The organism is Streptomyces sp. NPDC111744, from assembly GCF_055634995.1.
In genome coordinates, this window is the sequence record NZ_JBVKCG010000004.1 from 217,886 (window position 1) to 239,519 (window position 21,634).

General features: G+C 68.0%; 20 protein-coding genes. 11 read left to right on the forward strand and 9 right to left on the reverse strand.

Going from position 1 to position 21,634, the window contains the following annotated elements:
* Window positions 1-98: 98 nt before the first annotated feature.
* From ACZ7OO_RS11185 to trxA, 5 genes are all read left to right on the forward strand, one after another.
* Window positions 99-1,790, forward strand: a complete 1,692-nt coding sequence (locus ACZ7OO_RS11185; protein WP_471503738.1) for a protein kinase family protein — start codon at window positions 99-101, stop codon at window positions 1,788-1,790.
* Window positions 1,791-1,810: 20 nt separating this feature from the next.
* On the forward strand, window positions 1,811-2,536 hold the full coding sequence (gene sigM / locus ACZ7OO_RS11190) for an RNA polymerase sigma factor SigM (RefSeq protein ID WP_471503739.1): 726 nt from the start codon (window positions 1,811-1,813) through the stop codon (window positions 2,534-2,536).
* Window positions 2,533-3,438: an anti-sigma factor family protein gene (locus ACZ7OO_RS11195; protein WP_471503741.1), complete on the forward strand. Its 906-nt coding sequence runs from the start codon at window positions 2,533-2,535 to the stop codon at window positions 3,436-3,438. Before sigM ends, ACZ7OO_RS11195 begins: the two co-directional genes overlap by 4 nt.
* A gap of 194 nt (window positions 3,439-3,632) precedes the next feature.
* Window positions 3,633-4,601, forward strand: coding sequence for a thioredoxin-disulfide reductase (trxB, locus tag ACZ7OO_RS11200; RefSeq protein ID WP_471503743.1), 969 nt, complete (start codon window positions 3,633-3,635; stop codon window positions 4,599-4,601).
* Between the two features lie 47 nt (window positions 4,602-4,648).
* Complete coding sequence (trxA, locus tag ACZ7OO_RS11205; RefSeq protein ID WP_471503745.1) at window positions 4,649-4,981, forward strand: thioredoxin; 333 nt, start codon at window positions 4,649-4,651, stop codon at window positions 4,979-4,981.
* A gap of 84 nt (window positions 4,982-5,065) precedes the next feature.
* On the opposite strand, the gene ACZ7OO_RS11210 is transcribed toward trxA, so the two are convergent.
* The 9 genes from ACZ7OO_RS11210 to rpmH form a co-directional block, all read right to left on the reverse strand.
* Entirely contained in the window at window positions 5,066-5,683 is a 618-nt protein-coding gene (locus tag ACZ7OO_RS11210) for a GNAT family N-acetyltransferase (RefSeq protein ID WP_352221381.1), read from the reverse strand.
* Between the two features lie 382 nt (window positions 5,684-6,065).
* Entirely contained in the window at window positions 6,066-7,187 is a 1,122-nt protein-coding gene (locus ACZ7OO_RS11215) for a ParB/RepB/Spo0J family partition protein (protein ID WP_471503747.1), read from the reverse strand.
* Window positions 7,184-8,257, reverse strand: a complete 1,074-nt coding sequence (locus tag ACZ7OO_RS11220; protein WP_471504252.1) for a ParA family protein — start codon at window positions 8,255-8,257, stop codon at window positions 7,184-7,186. The genes ACZ7OO_RS11215 and ACZ7OO_RS11220 overlap by 4 nt, the downstream gene beginning before the upstream one ends.
* Before the next feature lie 295 nt (window positions 8,258-8,552).
* Window positions 8,553-9,269 (reverse strand): 16S rRNA (guanine(527)-N(7))-methyltransferase RsmG, encoded by a 717-nt coding sequence (gene rsmG, locus ACZ7OO_RS11225; RefSeq protein ID WP_471503748.1) that lies wholly within the window; start codon window positions 9,267-9,269, stop codon window positions 8,553-8,555.
* Between the two features lie 117 nt (window positions 9,270-9,386).
* A complete protein-coding gene (locus ACZ7OO_RS11230; RefSeq protein ID WP_471503750.1) occupies window positions 9,387-9,896 on the reverse strand; it encodes a Jag family protein in 510 nt (169 codons plus the stop codon).
* A 15-nt stretch (window positions 9,897-9,911) separates the two neighbouring features.
* Complete coding sequence (yidC, locus tag ACZ7OO_RS11235) at window positions 9,912-11,210, reverse strand: membrane protein insertase YidC (protein WP_471503752.1); 1,299 nt, start codon at window positions 11,208-11,210, stop codon at window positions 9,912-9,914.
* A gap of 3 nt (window positions 11,211-11,213) precedes the next feature.
* Complete coding sequence (gene yidD, locus ACZ7OO_RS11240; protein WP_471503754.1) at window positions 11,214-11,579, reverse strand: membrane protein insertion efficiency factor YidD; 366 nt, start codon at window positions 11,577-11,579, stop codon at window positions 11,214-11,216.
* Window positions 11,576-11,947 carry a ribonuclease P protein component gene (gene rnpA / locus ACZ7OO_RS11245; protein ID WP_471503756.1) on the reverse strand — a complete coding sequence of 124 codons (372 nt, stop codon included), beginning with the start codon at window positions 11,945-11,947 and terminating at the stop codon, window positions 11,576-11,578. The genes yidD and rnpA overlap by 4 nt, the downstream gene beginning before the upstream one ends.
* 21 nt (window positions 11,948-11,968) lie before the next feature.
* Window positions 11,969-12,106 (reverse strand): 50S ribosomal protein L34, encoded by a 138-nt coding sequence (gene rpmH, locus ACZ7OO_RS11250; RefSeq protein WP_005482975.1) that lies wholly within the window; start codon window positions 12,104-12,106, stop codon window positions 11,969-11,971.
* Between the two features lie 374 nt (window positions 12,107-12,480).
* Here rpmH and dnaA point away from each other — a divergent pair, with 374 nt between their 5' ends.
* The 6 genes from dnaA to gyrB all read left to right on the forward strand — a co-directional run bounded on the left by dnaA (window position 12,481) and on the right by gyrB (window position 21,616).
* Window positions 12,481-14,421, forward strand: a complete 1,941-nt coding sequence (gene dnaA, locus ACZ7OO_RS11255; RefSeq protein WP_471503758.1) for a chromosomal replication initiator protein DnaA — start codon at window positions 12,481-12,483, stop codon at window positions 14,419-14,421.
* An 898-nt stretch (window positions 14,422-15,319) separates the two neighbouring features.
* Complete coding sequence (dnaN, locus tag ACZ7OO_RS11260; protein ID WP_351695869.1) at window positions 15,320-16,450, forward strand: DNA polymerase III subunit beta; 1,131 nt, start codon at window positions 15,320-15,322, stop codon at window positions 16,448-16,450.
* A gap of 176 nt (window positions 16,451-16,626) precedes the next feature.
* Window positions 16,627-17,502, forward strand: coding sequence for a phosphogluconate dehydrogenase (NAD(+)-dependent, decarboxylating) (gnd, locus tag ACZ7OO_RS11265; protein ID WP_471503759.1), 876 nt, complete (start codon window positions 16,627-16,629; stop codon window positions 17,500-17,502).
* 29 nt (window positions 17,503-17,531) lie between these two features.
* Window positions 17,532-18,653, forward strand: a complete 1,122-nt coding sequence (gene recF, locus ACZ7OO_RS11270) for a DNA replication/repair protein RecF (RefSeq protein WP_471503761.1) — start codon at window positions 17,532-17,534, stop codon at window positions 18,651-18,653.
* A complete protein-coding gene (locus ACZ7OO_RS11275; RefSeq protein ID WP_471503762.1) occupies window positions 18,650-19,177 on the forward strand; it encodes a DciA family protein in 528 nt (175 codons plus the stop codon). The genes recF and ACZ7OO_RS11275 overlap by 4 nt, the downstream gene beginning before the upstream one ends.
* Before the next feature lie 399 nt (window positions 19,178-19,576).
* Window positions 19,577-21,616 carry a DNA topoisomerase (ATP-hydrolyzing) subunit B gene (gyrB, locus tag ACZ7OO_RS11280; protein ID WP_471503764.1) on the forward strand — a complete coding sequence of 680 codons (2,040 nt, stop codon included), beginning with the start codon at window positions 19,577-19,579 and terminating at the stop codon, window positions 21,614-21,616.
* Window positions 21,617-21,634 lie beyond the last annotated feature (18 nt).

The following is a 21,634-nucleotide window of genomic DNA, read 5'->3' on the forward strand; positions in this document are numbered from 1 at the left end:
ATCGTTCGCCGCCGCGTGTCGTGCATAGCGGAGGACTGTGGGCACAATTGGTTTCGGCGTCGGAGAGCGTGCAACGGATGGGGAGGCAGGGAACGACGGTGGCGGAACGGAGCACGGCTGCCGTCGACGTGGCAGACACCAGCGGTGACAAGCCGCTGACCGCCAAGGCGGACCAGTCCACGGCCGACGGGGTGGCCCAGAACCCGGAGCGGGACACGGACAGCGACGAGGCACAGGGGAGCGGTACGGCCGCGAATCCAGGGAAGAAGGCCTCACCTCCCGAACTGCACAGCGGTCACAAACTCGCCAGACGCTATCGTCTTGAGGAGTGCGTCACCCGTCTGGACGGATTCAGCAGTTGGCGTGCGGTCGACGAGAAACTGCGGCGCGCCGTCGGCGTGCACGTCCTGCCGGCCGACCATGCGCGTACCCGCGCCGTGCTGGGCGCCGCCCGCTCGGCCGCGCTACTCGGGGATCCCCGGTTCGTCCAGGTCCTGGACGCCGTCGAGGAGAACGACCTCGTCTACGTGGTGCACGAGTGGCTGCCCGACGCCACCGAGCTGACCGCGTTGCTCGCGGCCGGCCCGCTGGAGCCGCACGACGCCTACCAGATGGTCAGTCAGATCGCCTCCGCGATGGCGGCCGCGCACCGCGAGGGGCTGGCCCATCTCCGGCTCAACCCCAACGCCGTGCTGCGCACCTCCACCGGTCAGTGGCGTATCCGCGGCCTGGCGGTGAACGCGGCGCTGCGCGGCATCAGTTCCGAGACCCCGCAGCGCGCCGACACCGAGGCGATCGGCGCCCTGCTGTATGCGGCGCTCACCCAGCGTTGGCCGTACCAGAGCGACGCCTACGGTCTGCCGGGGCTACCCAAGGACGTCGGTCTGATCGCGCCCGACCAGGTGCGCGCCGGTGTCCACCGCGGCCTGTCGGAGCTCACCATGCGGGCCCTGGTCAACGACGGCGCCACCGCCTCCCGCCACGAGTCCGCGTGCACCACGCCGGAGGAGCTGGTGAAGGCGATCGGCGAGATGCCCCGTATCCGCCCGCCGGAGCCGACGTTCACGGCACCGCCCGAGTACCAGCGCACCACGTATCAGCAAGGCACCTACGGCCGCTCCACGCCTCCCGGCGTGACGCAGCCCGTCCAGACCCCGCCGCCCCCGCTGCAGAGCCGCACCGGCAAGGCCCTCAAGTGGGGGGTCTCGGCCCTGCTGATCGCCGCGCTGGGACTGGGCAGCTGGCAGCTCGCGGACGCCCTGATGAACCAGGGCGACAAGTCCGGCGGCACCAACAACACCCAGACGACAAACGACGGCGACAAGAAGGAATCGAAGGCGGTCAGCGAGCCGATCGCCATCAGCGGTGCCCGTGACTTCGACCCGTTCGGGGACGGGTCCGAGAAGCCGTCCGACGTAGGCAAGGTCTACGACAAGAGCCTGTCGACCTACTGGCAGACCGACTACTACAAGGGCGCCACCTTCGGAAACCTGAAGCCGGGCCTCGGCGTCATCCTCGATCTCGGCAAGGTCCAGCAGATCGGGAAGGTGACCGTTACCTTCGTGGGAGACACGTCCGTCGAGTTGCGCGCCGCATCCAGCGACGCCGGCTCGGAGCCGACATCCTTCGCCGCATACACGAAGGTCGCCGACGGCTCGGGTACGAGCGTGACCCTGAAGCCGAACGAGTCCCTCAAGTCCCGCTACCTGCTGGTCTGGCTGACCAAGCTGCCGCTGACGGCCGAAGGCACCTATCGCGGACGGGTGGCAGACATCAAGGTGACCAGCTGATCGCAGGGCGGAGGGGGCAGATGGCAGAGGGTGCCGGATACGACGGAGTGAGCGATCAGGACCTGCTCGCCCGCCATGTGGAAGGCGACCCCGATGCCTTCGGTGAGATCGTGCGCCGGCACCGAGACCGGCTCTGGGCGGTCGCGCTGCGGACCCTGGGGGACCGCGAGGAGGCCGCTGACGCCGTCCAGGACGCCCTGGTGTCCGCCTACCGGGCCGCCCACACCTTCCGGGGCCAGTCAGCCGTCACAACCTGGCTGCACCGGATCACGGTGAACGCCTGCCTCGACCGGGCCCGCAAGGTGGCCTCCCGGAAGACCGCCCCCGTCGACGACACCGAGCGGCTGGAGCAGCTGCTGGAGCCGCATGAGTCGGCTTCCGCTCCGGCCGAACGCAATGACCTGCATCGCCAGCTCCTCGAAGCGCTCGGCACGCTGCCGCACGACCAGCGCGCCGCCCTCGTCCTGGTCGACATGCAGGGCTATCCGGTCGCGGAAGCGGCCCGGATCCTCGACGTACCCACGGGGACGGTGAAGAGCCGCTGCGCCCGCGGCAGAGCCAGACTCCTGCCGCTCCTCACCCATCTACGGCCGGAAAACACCGGCGAAGAGAAGGAGCGGGACCCGGCACGGAACCGGACGGAGGGGACATCCGTCCCACCGGCAGCGAGACCTCAAGACGGGGCCTCACAGAAGACCGGGCCGAGTGATTCAGCCACAGTGAAGGGCGGAGGTGGGCGAGCGTGACTTCCCCGACAGACACGACCGGGCACCCGGACGTCGCGGAGATCTCCGACCTCACCGAAGGCCTGCTCCCGAATGCCCGGACAGCGGAAGTACGACAGCACCTGGACGAGTGCGCACTCTGTGCCGACGTCCACGCTTCGCTGGAGGAGATCCGGGGTTTGCTGGGCGCGCTGCCGGGGCCCCCGCGTATGCCTGCCGACGTCGCAGGGCGGATCGATGCCGCCCTCGCCGCCGAGGCACTGCTGACCGCCACGGCACCCGAGGCGCATGTTTCACGTGAAACATCGGCTCTCGCGTCGCCCCCAGCGGACCGTCCCGCCGGACGGTCGAGTGCTTCGACCGGTCCCGGCCGCAAGGACCGCGGACAGGGGCACGGACAGGGGCGCGCCCGACGCCGTCGGACCGTCGTTATCGGAGCTGTCTTCACCGCGGCCGCCCTGGGAGCCGGTTCGTTCTTCCTTCAGTCGCTCGGCGGCAATGGGCCGACGACCGCGCAGGGCAAGCCGACAAGCTCCGCCGAGGGCTTCTCCAAGGGCAGCCTCCAGACAGAGGTGGAGAACCTCCTCGGCACGAAGACGAACCTGCGTGGCTCCAAGAAGCCGGACCTGGGGATCCAGGGCGAGCCCACTTCACCCGGCTCGACGGCCACGCCCTTCACCACCCGGATCCAGCCCTCGGTGACAGTGCCGCAGTGCGTCCGCCAGAGCATCAGCCAGGCCGCCGACGACCTCCTCGGGGCGAAGAAGGGGACGTACGAGGGGAAGGATGCCTTCCTCGTCGTCCTCCCCGATGCCTCCGACAGCACCCGGGTGACCGTCCTCATCGTCGACGCAACGTGCCAGAGCCGGTCGTCGGCCTCCCCTGGCGAGGTTCTGCTGACGGAGTCCCTGACCCGCCCCTGAGTGGCTCTGTAGTGTCCCGGGAGTGTCGGACGCATCGTCCCGTCCTGGCGCGGAAATCCGTACGGTGTGGGATGCCCGTGTGCCCGGACACACCGGGAATGCGCGCCCCTTAGGATCCGTTGGGTGGGGTGAGAGCTTCTGACAGAAACTCCCACCGGTCGAATTGACGTAGACCAGAGACGAGGAATCAAGCCGTGAGCGACGTCCGTAACGTGATCATCATCGGCTCCGGGCCCGCCGGCTACACGGCGGCGCTCTACACCGCGCGCGCGTCGCTGAAGCCCCTCGTGTTCGAGGGGGCCGTCACCGCGGGCGGTGCGCTGATGAACACCACCGAGGTGGAGAACTTCCCGGGCTTCCGCGACGGCATCATGGGTCCTGACCTCATGGACAACATGCGCGCACAGGCCGAGCGCTTCGGTGCCGAACTGGTTCCGGACGATGTCGTCTCCGTCGACCTGACCGGTGAGATCAAGACCGTCACCGACACCGCCGGCACGGTCCACAAGGCGAAGGCCGTCATCGTCTCCACCGGCTCCCAGCACCGCAAGCTGGGCCTGCCGAACGAGGACGCCCTCTCCGGCCGCGGTGTCTCCTGGTGCGCCACCTGTGACGGGTTCTTCTTCAAGGAGCAGGACATCGCCGTGATCGGCGGCGGCGACACCGCGATGGAGGAAGCCACCTTCCTCTCCCGGTTCGCCAAGTCCGTGACGATCGTCCACCGCCGGGACACCCTGCGCGCCTCCAAGGCGATGCAGGATCGCGCCTTCGCCGACCCGAAGATCAAGTTCGCCTGGGACAGCGAGATCGCCGAGGTCCAGGGCGACCAGAAGCTGGCCGGTCTGAAGCTGCGCAACGTCAAGACCGGTGAGCTCACGGATCTGGCGGTGACCGGCCTGTTCATCGCGATCGGCCATGACCCGCGCACCGAGCTGTTCAAGGGTCAGCTGGACCTGGACGAGGAGGGCTACCTGAAGGTCGCCTCGCCCTCGACACACACCAACCTGACGGGTGTGTTCGCCGCCGGTGACGTGGTGGACCACACCTACCGTCAGGCGATCACTGCGGCCGGTACCGGCTGCTCCGCTGCTCTCGACGCCGAGCGTTTCCTCGCCGCCCTTGCGGACGAGGAGAAGGCCGAGCCCGAGAAGACCGCCGTCTGACCAATCCCCCTTCCGTCCCACCGCACGAACAAGTAAAGGAGCCCGCCGTGGCCGGCACTCTGAAGCATGTGACCGACGCCGACTTCGATGAGGTCGTCCTCAAGAGCGAGAAGCCCGTCCTGGTGGACTTCTGGGCCGAGTGGTGCGGCCCGTGCCGCCAGATCGCCCCGTCTCTTGAGGCCATCGCCGCCGAGCACGGCGAGAAGATCGAGATCGTCAAGCTGAACATCGACGAAAACCCGACGACGGCCGCCAAGTACGGCGTCATGTCGATCCCCACCCTGAACGTCTACCAGGCCGGCGAGGTCGCCAAGACCATCGTCGGCGCCAAGCCGAAGGCCGCGCTCCTCCGCGACCTGGACGACTTCATCGCCGAGTGACGTTTCACGTGAAACACGAATGGGCCAACCCCGCGGGGTTGGCCCATCTGCTTTGCGGACTCGCTTCGATCAACAGGGCGGCACTCAGAGCGGCCGCAGTACCGGTTCCTTCTGCACGGCCCCGAGCAGCCGGTCGAGCGCCAGCTCCACGTCTTCCTTCCAGGAGAGTGTCGTCCGCAGTTCCAGCCGCATCCGTGGATGGGCAGGATGCTGCCGGACCGTCTTGAAGCCCACGGCCAGCAGATGGTCGGCGGGCAGCAGACAGGCCGGCTCCTTGTAGCGGGCGTCGCCGAACGCCTCGATGGCCTTGAAGCCCCGGCGAAGCAGATCCTTGGCGACCGTCTGAACCATCACGCGTCCGAGCCCCTGTCCCTGGTAGCCGGGCATGATGTAGCCGGTCATGAGCTGGACGGCGTCCGGTGAGACCGGGCTCGTCGGGAACGCCGTGGACCGCGGGACGTAGGCGGGCGGAGCGTAGAGCACAAAGCCCACAGGTACGTCGTCGACATAGACCACGCGACCACACGATCCCCAGTCGAGCAGGACGGCGGAGATCCACGCTTCCTTCTCGACCGCGGGTGTGCCCGCCCTTACCGCTGCTTCGCCGCTGACGGGATCCAGTTCCCAGAAGACACACGAGCGACAGCGCTTGGGAAGGTCCTGAAGGTTGTCCAGGGTGAGCGGTACGAGCCGACGCCCCATGAAGGCTGTTCCTCGCTTCCTTCGCCCGCGGCGTCGCGAGCGGCTGTCAGAGCACTGTGTTCCCTGAGCAGACTGCCGACGAATCCGACGGTCGCGCCCAGTCCCAGGCCCGCGCTCACCAGTCCGGTGCGGCTCATCGATCGCATGGCCCCCGCCTCCCCATCAGAGGTGCTGCCAGCTGTCAGGTGGATCCGCCGTACCCGAACGCATCGTATCCACACAGCGATTCCATCGATACCGCATAAAAGCAAAGAGCGGATCGTGTCCGGTACACACCGGACATGATCCGCTCTCTGAGCGACAGGACACCGACCGGGCGGGAAACACCCGGCCCCGGGCGGGAAACACCCCGACGACCCCGGGCGGAAAGCACCGGGGCCGGTCAGTCCTCGGACTCCTCGAACTCCTCCGGCTCTGCGGAGTCGCCGTCGTGGATCCCCTGGTGGAGGACCGGCCCCTCACCCGGGGCGAGCGTGCCGAGGATCCGCTCAAGGTCTTCCATGGAGGCGAACTCCACGGTGATCTTGCCCTTCTTCTGGCCCAGGTCGACCTTCACCCGTGTCTCGAACCGGTCCGAGAGCCGGGTGGCGAGGTCGCTCAGCGCCGGGGAGACCCGGGCGCCCGCACGCGGCCCCTTGGAACGGGTAGTCGTCTGCGGCCGCGAGCCCATGAGGGTCACGATCTCTTCGACGGCCCGCACCGACAGTCCCTCGGCCACGATCCGGTGGGCCAGCCGGTCCTGCTCCTCCGAGTCGTCGACGGAGAGGAGCGCCCGGGCGTGCCCGGCCGACAGAACGCCGGCGGCGACCCGGCGTTGGACGGCCGGCGAGAGCTTCAGCAGCCGCAGGGTGTTGGAGACCTGCGGACGGGAGCGCCCAATACGGTCGGCCAGCTGGTCGTGCGTGCAGTTGAAGTCCTTCAGCAACTGGTCGTAGGCGGCGGCCTCTTCCAGCGGGTTCAGCTGGGCACGGTGAAGGTTCTCCAGCAGCGCATCCAGGAGAAGCTTCTCGTCGTCCGTCGCCCGGACGATCGCCGGGATCGCCTCCAGGCCGGCCTCACGACAGGCCCGCCAGCGCCGCTCGCCCATGATGAGCTCGTACCGCGAGGGACCCAGCTGGCGTACGACGACGGGCTGGAGGAGGCCGACCTCCTGGATGGAGGTGACCAACTCCTGCAGGGCGTCCTCGTCGAAGACCTCACGCGGCTGACGCGGGTTCGGCGTGATGTCGTCGAGGGGGATCTCCGCGAAGTGCGCGCCCACCGGAGAAGCGGGCGTCTCCGGAGCCACACCGAAGACCGACGGCTCCTCGGTTTCATGTGAAACAGCCGGCAGCGTCGTCACCTTGGCGGCGGCGACTCCACGGTCGGTCGTCAACACCGGGACGGCTGCAGGAGACGGAGATGCCCCACCGCCCACCGCTGTCTGGGCCGGGGTCTTCTCGGTCGGGGCAGCTGGGATCAGTGCGCCGAGACCACGCCCCAGCCCCCTCCGTCGCTCGCTCACTGGATCCCCTCCACCATGCTCGGATTGCTCTGGGCGCCGATATGGGCCTGGGTGGGGTCATAGCTGACCCCGAGGCCCTTCAGCGCGATTTCTCGGGCCGCCTCAAGATAGGAGAGGGCACCGCTCGATCCAGGATCGTAGGTCAATACCGTCTGCCCATAGCTCGGCGCCTCGGAGATGCGGACCGAGCGGGGAATGCTCGTCCGCAGCACCTCGTCACCGAAATGACTGCGCACCTCGTCCGCGACCTGGGAAGCGAGACGCGTCCGGCCGTCGTACATGGTGAGCAGGATGGTCGACACATGCAGTGCGGGGTTGAGGTGCCCCCGCACCAGGTCGACATTGCGCAGCAGTTGGCCGAGGCCCTCCAGGGCGTAGTACTCGCACTGGATCGGGATGAGCACCTCGACCCCCGCGACAAGTGCGTTGACCGTCAGTAGGCCGAGCGAGGGTGGGCAGTCGATAAGGATGTAGTCCAGCGGCTGCTCGTACGCCTGGATCGCCCGCTGGAGCCGGCTCTCTCGTGCCACCAGCGACACCAATTCGATCTCCGCACCGGCGAGATCGATCGTGGCGGGGGCACAGAAGAGACCTTCGACATCCACCACCGGCTGGACGACTTCGGCCAGCGGCTTGCTCTCGACCAACACGTCGTAGATGGACGGAACTTCGGCGTGATGGTCGATCCCCAGCGCGGTGGAAGCATTGCCCTGTGGGTCGAGGTCGATCACCAGGACGCGGGCGCCATGCAGGGCCAGCGATGCGGCAAGGTTGACGGTCGTCGTCGTCTTGCCCACACCACCCTTCTGGTTGGCGACCACCATGACTCGGGTCTGCTCCGGACGTGGCAGGCCTTCGCCGGCGCGGCCCAGAGCCTCCACCGCGAGTTGGGCAGCACGACCGATGGGAGTGTCGTCCATCGGAGGCGGTGTTTCACGTGAAACATCCGCCCCCATCGACTCGGTACGGGGACCGGGGACCGGATCGGTCATCGGTCCCGCGATGTTGGCGTCGGACCGCAAGGATTCACTCTCCTCGACTTCAGGCTCGCGATGAACAGAGCCTCCCATGCCTTCGGGGTCGTGAACCAGTGAGGCCTGGTGTTCTGTGGAGAAATCCACCTCTGTGGACAACTCCGTGCCCCGCCGGGAGGACGGAGCGTCACCAGAGGCTCCCTCCCTGAGGGAACCGAGAGGCTTTCGGTCGCGGGGTTCGGCGGCGCGGCCCCGGCTGATGATGCCCTGCAACAGTGAGCGACGTTTCACGTGAAACACGATGCACAGCGAGCCGTACCGAAAAGCCGCGACACTCCGCCATGCGTAGGTTTGGCAGCTTGTGTGGAGTACGTCTGACCGTCAGGACGGATCAGCGGCGCCTACGCGTCCGCCCCGTACGAGCCGCCTTCGCCCGCTTCGCCGCGAAGCGCACACCGCCCGGACTCTCCCCGACCTCCACCCGCACCACAGTGGACAGCGGGTCCACCACGCCCTCACCCACATGCAGGATGGACGTGGACACCGCACCGAGCTTGGTGAGGGCGGTGGCCGCGGCCTTCAGCTCCGCCTCGGCCGTGTCCCCCTTGAGGGCGAGCATCTCGCCGTAGGGACGCAGCAGGGGGATGCCCCAGGCAGCCAGCCGGTCCAGCGGGGCCACAGCACGCGCCGTCACCACATGCACCGGAGGCAGCTTGCCCATGACCTCCTCGGCGCGGCCACGCACGACGGTCACATGGTCCAGGCCGAGCAGCTCGACGACCTCGGTCAGAAAGTTGGTTCGCCGCAGCAGCGGCTCCAGCAGCGTGATGTTGAGGTCTTCCCGGACCAGCGCCAGCGGAATGCCCGGCAGACCGGCACCGGAGCCGACATCGCAGACCGTCACCCCTTCGGGGACGGCCTCGGAGAGCACCGCACAGTTCAGCAGGTGCCGCTCCCACAGGCGGGGTACCTCCCGTGGGCCGATCAGACCACGCTGCACGCCTGCCTCGGCGAGCAGCTCCGCGTAGCGGACCGCATCGGCGAAGCGCTCACCGAACACTTCCCGCGCCTGCTCAGGCGCCGGGGGGAGCTCCGCAGCCTCCGTCACGGGGACCGTCCTTCCGTACAGCGCCGGTGCTTCGCGCACCGGCCACCAGAACTACCAGGCTGACAAAATTCGGCCCCGCCTGCTCAACAGACGGGGCCGGTGAATCGGGGAGACCGATCAGGCGGGCAGCACGACGACGAACCGCTGCGGCTCCTCGCCCTCCGACTCGCTGCGCAGTCCGGCGGACTTGACCGCGTCATGCACGACCTTGCGCTCGAACGGGCTCATCGGCTTGAGCTTCACGGGCTCGCCGGTGCTCTTCACCTCGGCCGCGGCCTTGGCACCCAGCTCGGAGAGCTCAGCGCGCTTCTTGGCGCGGTAGCCCGCGATGTCGAGCATCAGCCGGCTGCGGTCACCGGTCTCCCGGTGCACGGCCAGGCGGGTCAGCTCCTGGAGCGCCTCCAGCACCTCGCCGTCACGGCCGACCAGCTTCTGCAGGTCGCGGCCGCCCGCGTCGCTGATGATCGACACGGCGGCGCGGTCGGCCTCGACATCCATATCGATGTCGCCGTCGAGGTCGGCAATGTCCAGCAGACCCTCGAGGTAGTCCGCCGCGATCTCGCCCTCCTGCTCCAGGCGGGTCAGGGTGTCTGCACCCTCGGCAGCGGAGGTGGTGCCTTCCGTCACGGGATGGGCTCCTTCTTACTTCTTGGACGGGGACTTGGGGCGCTGCGGACCGCCTTTGCGCTGACCGGACTGGGCCCTGCTGCGGCCGTTGGAACCGGCCTTCGGGGGCTGCTGGGCGGCGGTCGGCTTGGCGTCCTGCGGCTCGTCGGACTTCTCCAACGACGTCGTCGGCTCGGAGGAGTCCGCCTTCTCGGCAGAGGCCGTCGTCGGCTCGCCCTTCGTGGCCCCGGACTGACGCTGGGCCTTGGTCTGACGCTTGGGCTGCTGACGCTTGGCGGCGGCGGTGGCCGTGACGCCGTCCTCGGTCTGCGCGACGGCCTGAGCCTCGCCCTTCGCCACGGTGCCGTCGGCCTGGGCCGCGAGGCCCGCCTTCGTCAGCGCGTTGATGAACTGGCGCTCGAACTCGTTACGGTCCCGGCCCTTGGCGACGATCGCCTTGATGATGGTGCGCTCGCTGCGCTTGCGGGTCTTGCCGTGGTGCGTGACGTGCTTGGTCAGGCGCTCCAGGTAAGCGGCCTGGGCCTTCGAACCCGGCGTCGGGTTGTTGCGGATGACGTACATCTGCTGGCCCATGGTCCACACGTTGGTGGTCAGCCAGTAGACGAGGACACCGACCGGAAAGTTGATGCCGAAGACGGCGAACATGACCGGGAAGACGTACATCAGCATCTTCTGCTGCTGCATGAACGGAGTCTTCACCGTGGTGTCGACGTTCTTCGTCATCAGCTGGCGCTGCGTGTAGAACTGCGACGCCGACATCAGGACGATCATGATCGCGGTGACGACCCGGACGTCGGTGAGGGAAGCACCGAGCGCCTCCACCTTCGACGAACCGTCGGTGAACTTCGCGGCGAGCGGCGCACCGAAGATGTGCGCCTTACGCGCGCTGGCGAGCAGCGAGTCGTTGATGACGCCGATCGTCGAGCCCGTCGCGATGCCGTTGAGCACGTGGTACAGGGCGAAGAAGAACGGCGACTGCGCGAGGATGGGAAGGCACGAGGAGAGCGGGTTGGTACCCGACTCCTTGTACAGCTTCATCATCTCTTCGGACTGACGCTGCTTGTCGTTCTTGTAGCGCTCCTGGATCTTCTTCATCTCGGGCTGCAGCGTCTGCATGGCCCGGGTCGCCTTGATCTGCTTCACGAAGAGCGGGATCAGGCAGATGCGGATCAGGATCACCAGAGACACGATGGACAAGCCCCAGGCCCAGCCCGTGTCGGGACCGAAGATCTTCCCGTACACCGAGTGGAACTGGACGATGACCCATGAAACGGGTGTCGTGATGAAGCTGAAAAGGCTGGCAATCGTGTCCACTAATCATGCTCCTTGGGCATGGGACGAAGTCTCTGCGGCCGGGCTCGAAGGAAGCTCGGAACAGAGCTTCTCCCCGGTGGCCGGTTCGGCGGCGGAGGGCCCGCCCTTGCGTGCACGCCAGGCGTCACGCAGCATTTCGTGCCACCGCGGTCGCTTACGCGGAGGAACATGATCCACACCGCCGAGCGACCACGGGTTGCACCGCAGGATGCGCCAGGCGGTGAGTGCCGTCCCCTTGATCGCACCGTGCCGGTCGATGGCTGTGTAGCCGTAATGGGAGCACGACGGGTAGTACTTGCATACCGGCCCCAGCAGTGGACTGATCGTCCACTGGTACAGCTTGATCAGTGCCAGCAGTGGGTACTTCATCGCGCGCCCCCTCCCAGTAGCCGTTCGATGGCGGCGTCCAGGTCTCGGGCCAGCTGTCCATGGTCGGCGTCGCCCGCTCCGGGCAGCGCTCGTACGACTACCAGGCTACCGGGGGGGAACAGGGCGACTCGGTCACGCATCAGGTGACGCAATCTCCGCTTGACCTTGTTGCGCACGACAGCGCCACCCACTGCTTTGCTCACGACGAAACCCGCACGCGTCGGGGGAGCGCTCTCCCCAGGCGCGTGCGGGTCCGTGGCACCGCTACGAAGGTGGACGACGAGGGACGGGCGACCGGCCCGGCGACCCCGTCGTACCGCGGTCGCGAAGTCCTCGCGCCGCCTCAGCCGATGCTCGGTAGGCAGCACGACGTCATGACCTGATCAGAATCAGGCGGACAGGCTGGCGCGACCCTTGCTGCGGCGGTTCGCCAGAATCGCGCGGCCGGCACGGGTGCGCATCCGCAGGCGGAAGCCGTGGGTCTTGGCGCGACGACGGTTGTTCGGCTGGAAGGTGCGCTTGCTCACTCGGGGGCTCCAGAAATAAGTCAGTAGTTGCGGGGTGCCGTCTTGGCTGTCACCGTGCGCCCACGAGTAGCTCGCGTCACGCCCGAGTGCACCGCTTCCCGATCACCTTCAGCGATCTGTGCCCATCGGAGGCAGGCGGCAGCAGCCATCGACAACTCGACCTGGTTACGGTACGCGGGGCTACGCCATTCGGTCAAACCAGCAGTGACGGAGAGACACTATCCACAGGCTGGGGACAACAACTTGAACCGCACCCGCCACGCTGACTACCGTGGCTGAACTCCGATTCGTTCCTTTATCCCCGCCCGACCCGATATTCATCCCGACCCGTCCTCGAACCACACGTTCGTGGGACCTGTGAGAGAGCGTGCCCTGTGGCTGACGTACCTGCCGATCTTGCCGCAGTGTGGCCACGAGTACTGGAGCAGCTCCTCGGTGAGGGCCGCGGTCAGGGTGTGGAGGGCAAGGACGAACACTGGATCCGACGCTGCCAGCCGCTCGCGCTGGTCGCGGACACCGCCCTGCTCGCCGTACCGAACGAGTTTGCGAAGAACGTACTGGAGGGCCGTCTCGCACCGATCGTCAGCGAGTCGCTGAGCCGTGAGTGCGGACGCCCGATCCGGATCGCGATCACCGTGGACGAGTCCGCGGGCGAACCCCCCGCCCCGCCGACGCCCCCCGTGCAGCCACAGCGTTACGAAGAGCCCGAACTCCCCTCGTCGCAGTACGACGGCGGATACGGCCGGCATCGCGCCGACCGTCCGCCCGAGCAGGGCGGCCGCGACCAACTGCCGCCCCCGCGCGCCGATCAGCTCCCCACCGCCCGCCCGGCCTACCCCTCCGAGTACCAGCGCCCCGAACCCGGCGCCTGGCCGCGCCCCGGACAGGACGAGTACAGCTGGCAGCAGCCACGGCTCGGCTTCCCCGAGCGCGACCCCTATGCCTCGCCGCCCCAGGACGCCTACCGCTCGGACGGTTACGGCGACTCCTACTCCCAGGAGTACCGGCCCCAGCAGCCGATGGACCGGCCGTCGTACGAGCAGCAGCGCGCGGAGTACGAACCACCGCGACCCGACTACGACCGGTCCGAGTACGACCGTTCCGACTACGACCAGCGGGACCCCGGCCGCCGCGAGATGCCCGAGCCCCCCGGCGGGCCGGGTCAGGGCCGCCGGGGCGGTCCGGGACGCCCGGACCTGCCGAACCTCCCGAACATGCCATCCACCGGCGCGCCCGGACCGCTGGGCGCCAAGCCCGCACCGACACCGGGCCCCGGCGAACCGACCGCCCGCCTGAACCCCAAATACCTCTTCGACACGTTCGTCATCGGCGCCTCCAACCGCTTCGCGCACGCGGCCGCGGTCGCCGTCGCCGAGGCACCCGCGAAGGCGTACAACCCCCTCTTCATCTATGGGGAGTCGGGGCTCGGCAAGACGCACCTGCTGCACGCGATCGGGCACTACGCGCGGAGCCTCTACCCGGGCACGCGGGTGCGCTATGTGAGCTCGGAGGAGTTCACCAACGAGTTCATCAACTCGATCCGCGACGGCAAGGGCGACAGCTTCCGCAAGCGCTACCGCGAGATGGACATCCTGCTCGTCGACGACATCCAGTTCCTCGCGGACAAGGAGTCGACGCAGGAGGAGTTCTTCCACACCTTCAACACGCTCCACAACGCGAACAAGCAGATCGTGCTCTCCAGCGACCGGCCGCCCAAGCAGCTGGTCACCCTTGAGGACCGGCTGCGGAACCGTTTCGAGTGGGGCCTGATCACCGACGTCCAGCCGCCGGAACTGGAGACGCGCATCGCGATCCTCCGCAAGAAGGCGGTGCAGGAGCAGCTGAACGCCCCGCCGGAGGTGCTGGAGTTCATCGCCTCCCGCATCTCCCGGAACATCCGGGAGCTGGAGGGCGCGCTGATCCGGGTGACGGCCTTCGCGTCGCTCAACCGGCAGCCGGTGGACCTGGGGCTGACGGAGATCGTCCTCAAGGACCTGATCCCCGGGGGCCAGGACTCGACGCCGGAGATCAGCGCCTCGGCGATCATGGCGGCGACCGCGGACTACTTCGGCCTCACGGTCGAGGACCTCTGCGGCAGCTCGCGCGGCCGGCAGCTGGTCACGGCGCGGCAGATCGCCATGTATCTGTGCCGTGAGCTCACGGACCTGTCGCTGCCGAAGATCGGGGCGCAGTTCGGCAACCGGGACCATACGACGGTCATGCACGCCGACCGGAAGATCCGGGCGTTGATGGCGGAGCGGCGGTCGATCTACAACCAGGTGACCGAGCTGACGAACCGGATCAAGAACGGGTAGCGGTACGAGGCTCCAGGCGCCCTCGGGAGAGATCCCGGGGGCGCCTTTTGGCGTTCAGGGGCGGTGCGGAGCGTGGGCCTTTGCCCTCACGGCGTCAGAAGGAAACGTCCCCGCTGTTCGAATACCGCCCCGGTTACGGCCGTCCTCCACAGATTTGCCGACTTTCTTGCGTCCACACCCTGGGGACTGGGAAGTTGTCCCGAACGTCGTCCACAGGCTGGCCGTTGAAAGTGCATCAGGGCAGCTCAGGAGCCTGTGGAATCGTGGACGACGGATCTCCACAGACTGTGGACGAGGAAGGCATCCACAGGCTGTGCATGAAGTTGTCCACCGGTAGCCCACAGGCTGAGGGGTGGTTGTCCCCAGCGATCCCCAGCTTCTCCACACGGCTGTCCACTGTTCGGCAACGTGACGCGCCTGCTCACCGTGTCGAGTGAAAGCCGTCACACGAAGCTGCCGGGTTGGCCTGTGGGAAAGGTGGGAAAAGCTGGGGACGGTGCTGGGGAGAAGTCCCCTCAGGCTGTGCACGGCGTGTGCAGAACTTTCTGTTCTCCACAGAGACACCTAGTTGTCCACCGGTCGTACCCACAGGGGCAGTGGACAAAATCTGGCCGCTGAGCTGGGCAAACGGGGTTATCCACGGTATCCACAGCCCCTACTACTACTGACAACTAGAGAGAGCTGGGAATCCGTTTCGAAGAGGGCCCTGTGCACAACTCGCTCTTCGGCCTTTGACCGCGCCTCGTCACGACTTGACCCCGAGAGGCGCCAGCTGTCAGTGCGGTGCGTCAGACTGGTCCCCGGTGTTCTGCCCCTCCCCGGGGCTCACGACACCGAGTCAGACGACGAAGACGCAGCAGGGCGAGAAGCCCCGGCAACAGCAGGAGGCGGGCTTACGGTGAAGATCCGGGTGGAACGCGACGTACTCGCGGAGGCAGTGGCCTGGGCGGCTCGCAGCCTCCCGGCCCGTCCGCCGGCGCCGGTCCTCGCCGGCCTGCTGCTGAAGGCCGAGGACGGCCAGCTGAGCCTGTCCAGCTTCGACTACGAGGTCTCCGCGCGGGTCAGCGTCGAGACCGAGGTCGAGGAGGAGGGCACGGTCCTGGTCTCGGGCCGGCTGCTCGCCGACATCTGTCGTGCCCTGCCCAACCGGCCGGTGGAGATTTCCACAGACGGTGTACGGGCCACGGTGGTCTGTGGATCGTCCCGGTTCACGCTGCACACCCTGCCGGTGGAGGAGTACCCCTCCCTGCCGCAGATGCCGAACGCGACGGGCACGGTCCCGGGCGAGGTCTTCGCCTCCGCCGTCTCCCAGGTGGCCATTGCCGCCGGACGCGACGACACCCTGCCGGTGCTGACCGGTGTGCGCATCGAGATCGAGGGCGACACGGTCACCCTGGCCTCCACCGACCGCTACCGCTTCGCGGTCCGTGAGTTCCTGTGGAAGCCGGAGAACCCCGAGGCGTCCGCGGTGGCCCTGGTGCCCGCCAAGACGCTCCTGGACACCGCCAAGGCCCTCACGAGCGGCGACAGCGTGATCCTGGCGCTGTCCGGCTCGGGCGCCGGCGAGGGGCTCATCGGTTTCGAGGGCGCCGGCCGGCGGACCACCACGCGCCTGCTCGAGGGCGACCTGCCGAAGTACCGCTCGCTGTTCCCGACCGAGTTCAACTCCGTGGCCGTGATCGAGACCGCCCCCTTCGTGGAGGCCGTCAAGCGTGTCGCCCTGGTCGCCGAGCGGAACACCCCGGTGCGGCTCAGCTTCGAGCAGGGCGTGCTGATCCTGGAGGCCGGCTCCAGCGACGACGCACAGGCTGTGGAGAGGGTGGACGCGCAGCTGGAGGGTGACGACGTCTCGATCGCCTTCAACCCGACCTTCCTGCTCGACGGTCTGAGCGCGATCGACTCCCCGGTGGCCCAGCTGTCGTTCACGACGTCCACGAAGCCGGCGCTGCTGAGCGGGAAGCCGGCGCTCGACGCGGAGGCGGACGAGGCGTACAAGTACCTGATCATGCCGGTGCGGTTGAGCGGCTGAGTTGTCCACAGCTGTGCACAGTGCCGCCGCTTTCCTGTGGGTGGCCGGCGCTGTGCCCGGGTGGGTTTCTACAGGTGAGTGGCTATGCCCACAACTGTGCGCAAAGGGTCGCGATTAGGCTCGGACGCGGCACGAAAGTGCCTCTCCTGCCACACCGCAACCTAAGGAACCAACTGATGGAGCTCGGTCTCGTCGGCCTCGGCAAGATGGGCGGCAACATGCGCGAGCGGATCCGCCGCGCGGGCCACACCGTCGTGGGATACGACCGCAACCCGGACCTCGCCGATGTCCACAGCCTGGAAGAGCTTGTGGGCAAGCTCAGCGGGCCCCGTGTGGTGTGGGTGATGGTCCCGGCCGGGGCGCCGACCCAGTCCACCGTCGACGAGCTGGCCGAGCTGCTGGAGCCCGGTGACGTGGTCGTCGACGGCGGCAACTCCCGCTGGACGGACGACGAGAAGCACGCCGAGGAGCTGGCCGCCAAGGGCATCGGTTTCGTCGACTGCGGAGTCTCCGGCGGTGTCTGGGGCCTGGAGAACGGCTATGCGCTGATGTACGGCGGCGACGCCGAGCATGTCGAGAAGGTGCGGCCGGTCTTCGACGCGCTCAAGCCCGAGGGCGACTTCGGTTCGGTGCACGCCGGCAAGGTCGGCGCGGGCCACTTCGCGAAGATGGTCCACAACGGCATCGAGTACGCGATGATGCAGGCCTACGCTGAGGGCTGGGAGCTCCTGGAGAAGGTCGACTCCGTCACGGATGTGCGCGAGGTCTTCCGCTCCTGGCAGGAGGGCACCGTCATCCGCTCCTGGCTGCTGGACCTCGCGGTGAACGCCCTCGACGGGGACGAGCACCTGGACCAGCTGAAGGGTTATGCACAGGACTCCGGTGAGGGCCGGTGGACGGTGGAGGCCGCGATAGACAACGCGGTGCCGCTGCCCGCGATCACCGCCTCGCTGTTCGCGCGGTTCGCCTCCCGGCAGGAGGACTCGCCGCAGATGAAGATGATCGCCGCGCTGCGCAACCAGTTCGGCGGCCATGCCGTAGAGACGAAGTAGCAGGTCACGGGGAGGTCGGCGCAACAACCATGCACGTCACGCATCTGTCGCTGGCCGACTTCCGCTCCTACGCCCGGGTCGAGGTCCCGCTCGATCCGGGCGTCACCGCCTTCGTCGGCCCCAACGGCCAGGGCAAGACCAACCTCGTCGAGGCCGTCGGTTATCTCGCCACCCTCGGCAGCCACCGGGTCGCCTCCGACGCCCCCCTGGTCCGGATGGGCGCCGAGCGGGCGATCATCCGGGCGCAGGTCCGGCAGGGCGACCGGCAGCAACTGGTCGAGCTGGAGCTCAACCCGGGCAAGGCCAACCGCGCCCGCATCAACAGGTCCTCGCAGGTCAGGCCGCGGGATGTGCTGGGCATCGTACGGACGGTGCTGTTCGCGCCGGAGGATCTCGCGCTGGTGAAGGGCGACCCGGGTGAGCGGCGGCGGTTCCTGGACGAGCTGATCACCGCGCGGTCGCCGCGGATGGCCGGTGTGCGGTCCGACTACGAGCGTGTCCTCAAGCAGCGGAACACCCTGTTGAAATCCGCGGCTCTCGCCCGGCGGCACGGCGGCCGCTCGATGGATTTGTCCACGCTGGACGTGTGGGACCAGCACCTCGCGCGGGTGGGCGCGGAGCTGCTCGCCCAGCGGCTCGACCTGGTCGCCGGGATCCAGCCGCTCGCCGACAAGGCGTACGAGCAGCTGGCGCCGGGCGGCGGCCCGATCGCGCTCGAGTACAAGCCGTCGGCGCCCGGCGAAGCCCACACCCGCGAGGATCTGTACGCCCAGCTGATGGCGGCCCTGGCGGACGCCCGTAAGCAGGAGATCGAGCGCGGTGTCACGCTGGTCGGCCCGCACCGCGACGATCTGGTCCTCAAGCTCGGCCAGCTGCCCGCCAAGGGGTACGCCTCGCACGGCGAGTCCTGGTCGTTCGCTCTGGCGCTGCGTCTCGCGTCGTACGACCTGCTGCGGGCCGAGGGCAATGAGCCGGTGCTGGTGCTCGACGACGTGTTCGCCGAGCTGGACGCGCGGCGCCGGGAGCGGCTGGCGGAGCTGGTCGCGCCCGGGGAGCAGGTGCTGGTCACCGCCGCGGTGGACGACGACGTACCGCACCTCCTCGCCGGTGCGCGGTACGCGGTGGCGGACGGGGTGGTGGAGCGCGTATGAGCACCGAAGGACCCGCCCCGAAGGAGGAGCCTTCCGGTGTCGATCTGGCGCGTGTGGCCCTCAGGGCGGCGAAGGAGGCGGCACGCGCGCGTGGCGACGCGGCGCAGCAGCGGAAGCAGGCGCGGCGTGGTGGTCTGCGCTCCGGCGCGCGCGCCGACGGCCGCGACCCGATGGCGCTGGGCTCGGCGATCAACCGGTTGATCACCGAGCGCGGCTGGGAGACGCCGGCCGCGGTCGGAGGGGTGATGGGTCGCTGGCCGCAGATCGTCGGCGAGGACCTCGCCAAGCACTGTGTGCCCGAGCGGTACGACGAGGACGAGCGGGTGCTGGTCGTGCAGTGCGACTCCACGGCCTGGGCGACCCAGCTGCGTCATCTCTCGCCCGCGCTGGTCGCACGCCTGAACGAGGACCTGGGGCATGGCACCGTACGGATGATCAAGGTGCTCAATCCCGGCGGTCCGCCCCGGCGCTACGGCCCGCTGCGCGCCCCCGGGAGCACCGGTCCCGGCGATACCTACGGGTGACTTACGTCACGCCATGAGCCGAGTGTGGAGCCGTCGTACGGCCCGCTCGGCTGATCGTCGTACAACCGCACGCGGTTGCGAATCGCGATCTGACCCCGGAGTAGCCAAGGGTTGACGGCCCGAAGCGCTGAGTGCCTCCGTGAGCCTCTTGGAGCCCCCATCCGCATATCGGGAGTCGGCGGAGGCAGGTTCAGGGCGGCACATGCGGACTCAGGTACCGGCAAACCCCCATCACTGTCGGCGCTACCGGTAGACTGGAAGACAATCCCGCCCCGAACGTGGGGACCGCCCGGGAAAAGCTGAGCAACGCTGATCAAGGCTTACCAACGCAACATGCCGCAGCCGCTCCGGCAACCCGCCGACGAGCCTGGCTCGTGCCTGTGCCAGAAAGGGCGCTTCGTGGCCGATTCCGGCAACCCCAACGAGAACATCCCGTCCATCGACGCCGGCGCGAACGGTGAAGTCACCGCCTCCTACGACGCCAGCGCCATCACCGTGCTCGAAGGGCTGGACGCGGTCCGCAAGCGACCCGGTATGTACATCGGCTCCACCGGCGAGCGCGGCCTGCACCACCTTGTGTACGAGGTCGTGGACAACTCCGTCGACGAGGCTCTGGCGGGCCACGCGGACACCATCGACGTGACGATCCTCGCCGACGGCGGCGTGCGAGTCGTCGACAACGGCCGCGGCATCCCCGTCGGCATCGTGGCGTCCGAGGGCAAGCCGGCCGTCGAGGTCGTGCTGACCGTGCTGCACGCGGGCGGCAAGTTCGGCGGCGGCGGTTACGCCGTCTCCGGCGGTCTGCACGGTGTGGGTGTCTCCGTCGTGAACGCGCTGTCGTCCAAGGTGTCCGTCGAGATCAAGACCGACGGTCACCGCTGGACACAGGACTACAAGCTGGGTGTCCCGACGGCTCCGCTCGTCAAGCACGAGGAGACGAGCGAGACCGGCACGTCGGTCACGTTCTGGGCGGACCCGGACATCTTCGAGACCACCGAGTACTCCTTCGAGACGCTCTCGCGGCGCTTCCAGGAGATGGCGTTCCTCAACAAGGGCCTGACGATCCGGCTCACCGACGAGCGCGAGTCGGCGAAGGCGGTGGCCGGGGCGGACGAGGCGGGTGCCGACGAGAAGGCCGAGGTCAAGACCGTCACGTACCACTACGAGGGCGGCATCGTCGACTTCGTGAAGTACCTCAACTCCCGCAAGGGAGACGTGGTGCACCCGACGATCATCGACCTGGAGGCCGAGGACAAGGACAAGAGCCTGTCCCTCGAGGTCGCCATGCAGTGGAACAGCGGCTACAGCGAGGGTGTGTACTCGTTCGCCAACATCATCCACACGCATGAGGGTGGTACCCACGAGGAGGGCTTCCGTGCGGCGCTGACCTCGCTGATCAACAAGTACGCGCGTGACAAGAAGCTGCTCCGCGAGAAGGACGACAACCTCACCGGTGACGACATCCGTGAGGGTCTGACCGCGATCATCTCGGTGAAGCTGAGCGAGCCGCAGTTCGAGGGTCAGACGAAGACCAAGCTGGGCAACACGGAGGCCAAGACCTTCGTGCAGAGGGCGGTCTACGAGCACCTGAACGACTGGCTGGACCGCAACCCGGTCGAGGCGGCGGACATCATCCGCAAGGGCATCCAGGCGGCCACGGCGCGCGTGGCGGCCCGCAAGGCCCGGGATCTCACTCGGCGCAAGGGTCTCCTCGAGTCGGCGTCGCTGCCGGGCAAGCTCTCCGACTGCCAGTCGAACGACCCCACCAAGTGCGAGATCTTCATCGTCGAGGGTGACTCCGCCGGCGGTTCGGCCAAGTCCGGCCGTAACCCGCAGTACCAGGCGATCCTCCCGATCCGCGGCAAGATCCTCAACGTGGAGAAGGCGCGGATCGACAAGATCCTGCAGAACCAGGAGATCCAGGCGCTGATCTCGGCGTTCGGCACCGGTGTGCACGAGGACTTCGACATCTCGAAGCTCCGCTATCACAAGATCATCCTGATGGCGGACGCCGACGTCGACGGCCAGCACATCAGCACGCTGCTGCTGACCTTCCTGTTCCGCTTCATGCGACCGCTGGTCGAGGCCGGGCATGTGTACCTCTCCCGACCGCCGCTGTACAAGATCAAGTGGGGCCGGGACGACATGGAGTACGCGTACTCGGACCGTGAGCGCGACGCGCTGCTCGAGATGGGGCGGCAGCGCGGCAAGCGCGTCCGCGAGGACTCGATCCAGCGCTTCAAGGGTCTCGGCGAGATGAACGCCGAGGAGCTGCGCATCACGACCATGGACCAGGAGCACCGCGTCCTCGGTCAGGTCACCCTCGATGACGCCGCCCAGGCCGACGACCTGTTCTCGGTCCTGATGGGCGAGGACGTCGAGGCCCGCCGCGCGTTCATCCAGCGCAACGCCAAGGACGTCCGCTTCCTCGACATCTGAGTCGGTCTCAGCTGACCG

Bases quoted from the DNA above. Each gene is read 5' to 3' on its own strand.
- ACZ7OO_RS11220 (WP_471504252.1), bottom strand. From the start codon at position 8,257: ATGGGAGGCTCTGTTCATCGCGAGCCTGAAGTCGAGGAGAGTGAATCC.
- ACZ7OO_RS11275 (WP_471503762.1), top strand. From the start codon at position 18,650: ATGAGCACCGAAGGACCCGCCCCGAAGGAGGAGCCTTCCGGTGTCGAT.
- ACZ7OO_RS11210 (WP_352221381.1), bottom strand. From the start codon at position 5,683: ATGGGGCGTCGGCTCGTACCGCTCACCCTGGACAACCTTCAGGACCTT.
- yidD (WP_471503754.1), bottom strand. From the start codon at position 11,579: ATGAAGTACCCACTGCTGGCACTGATCAAGCTGTACCAGTGGACGATC.
- gnd (WP_471503759.1), top strand. From the start codon at position 16,627: ATGGAGCTCGGTCTCGTCGGCCTCGGCAAGATGGGCGGCAACATGCGC.
- recF (WP_471503761.1), top strand. From the start codon at position 17,532: ATGCACGTCACGCATCTGTCGCTGGCCGACTTCCGCTCCTACGCCCGG.
- sigM (WP_471503739.1), top strand. From the start codon at position 1,811: ATGGCAGAGGGTGCCGGATACGACGGAGTGAGCGATCAGGACCTGCTC.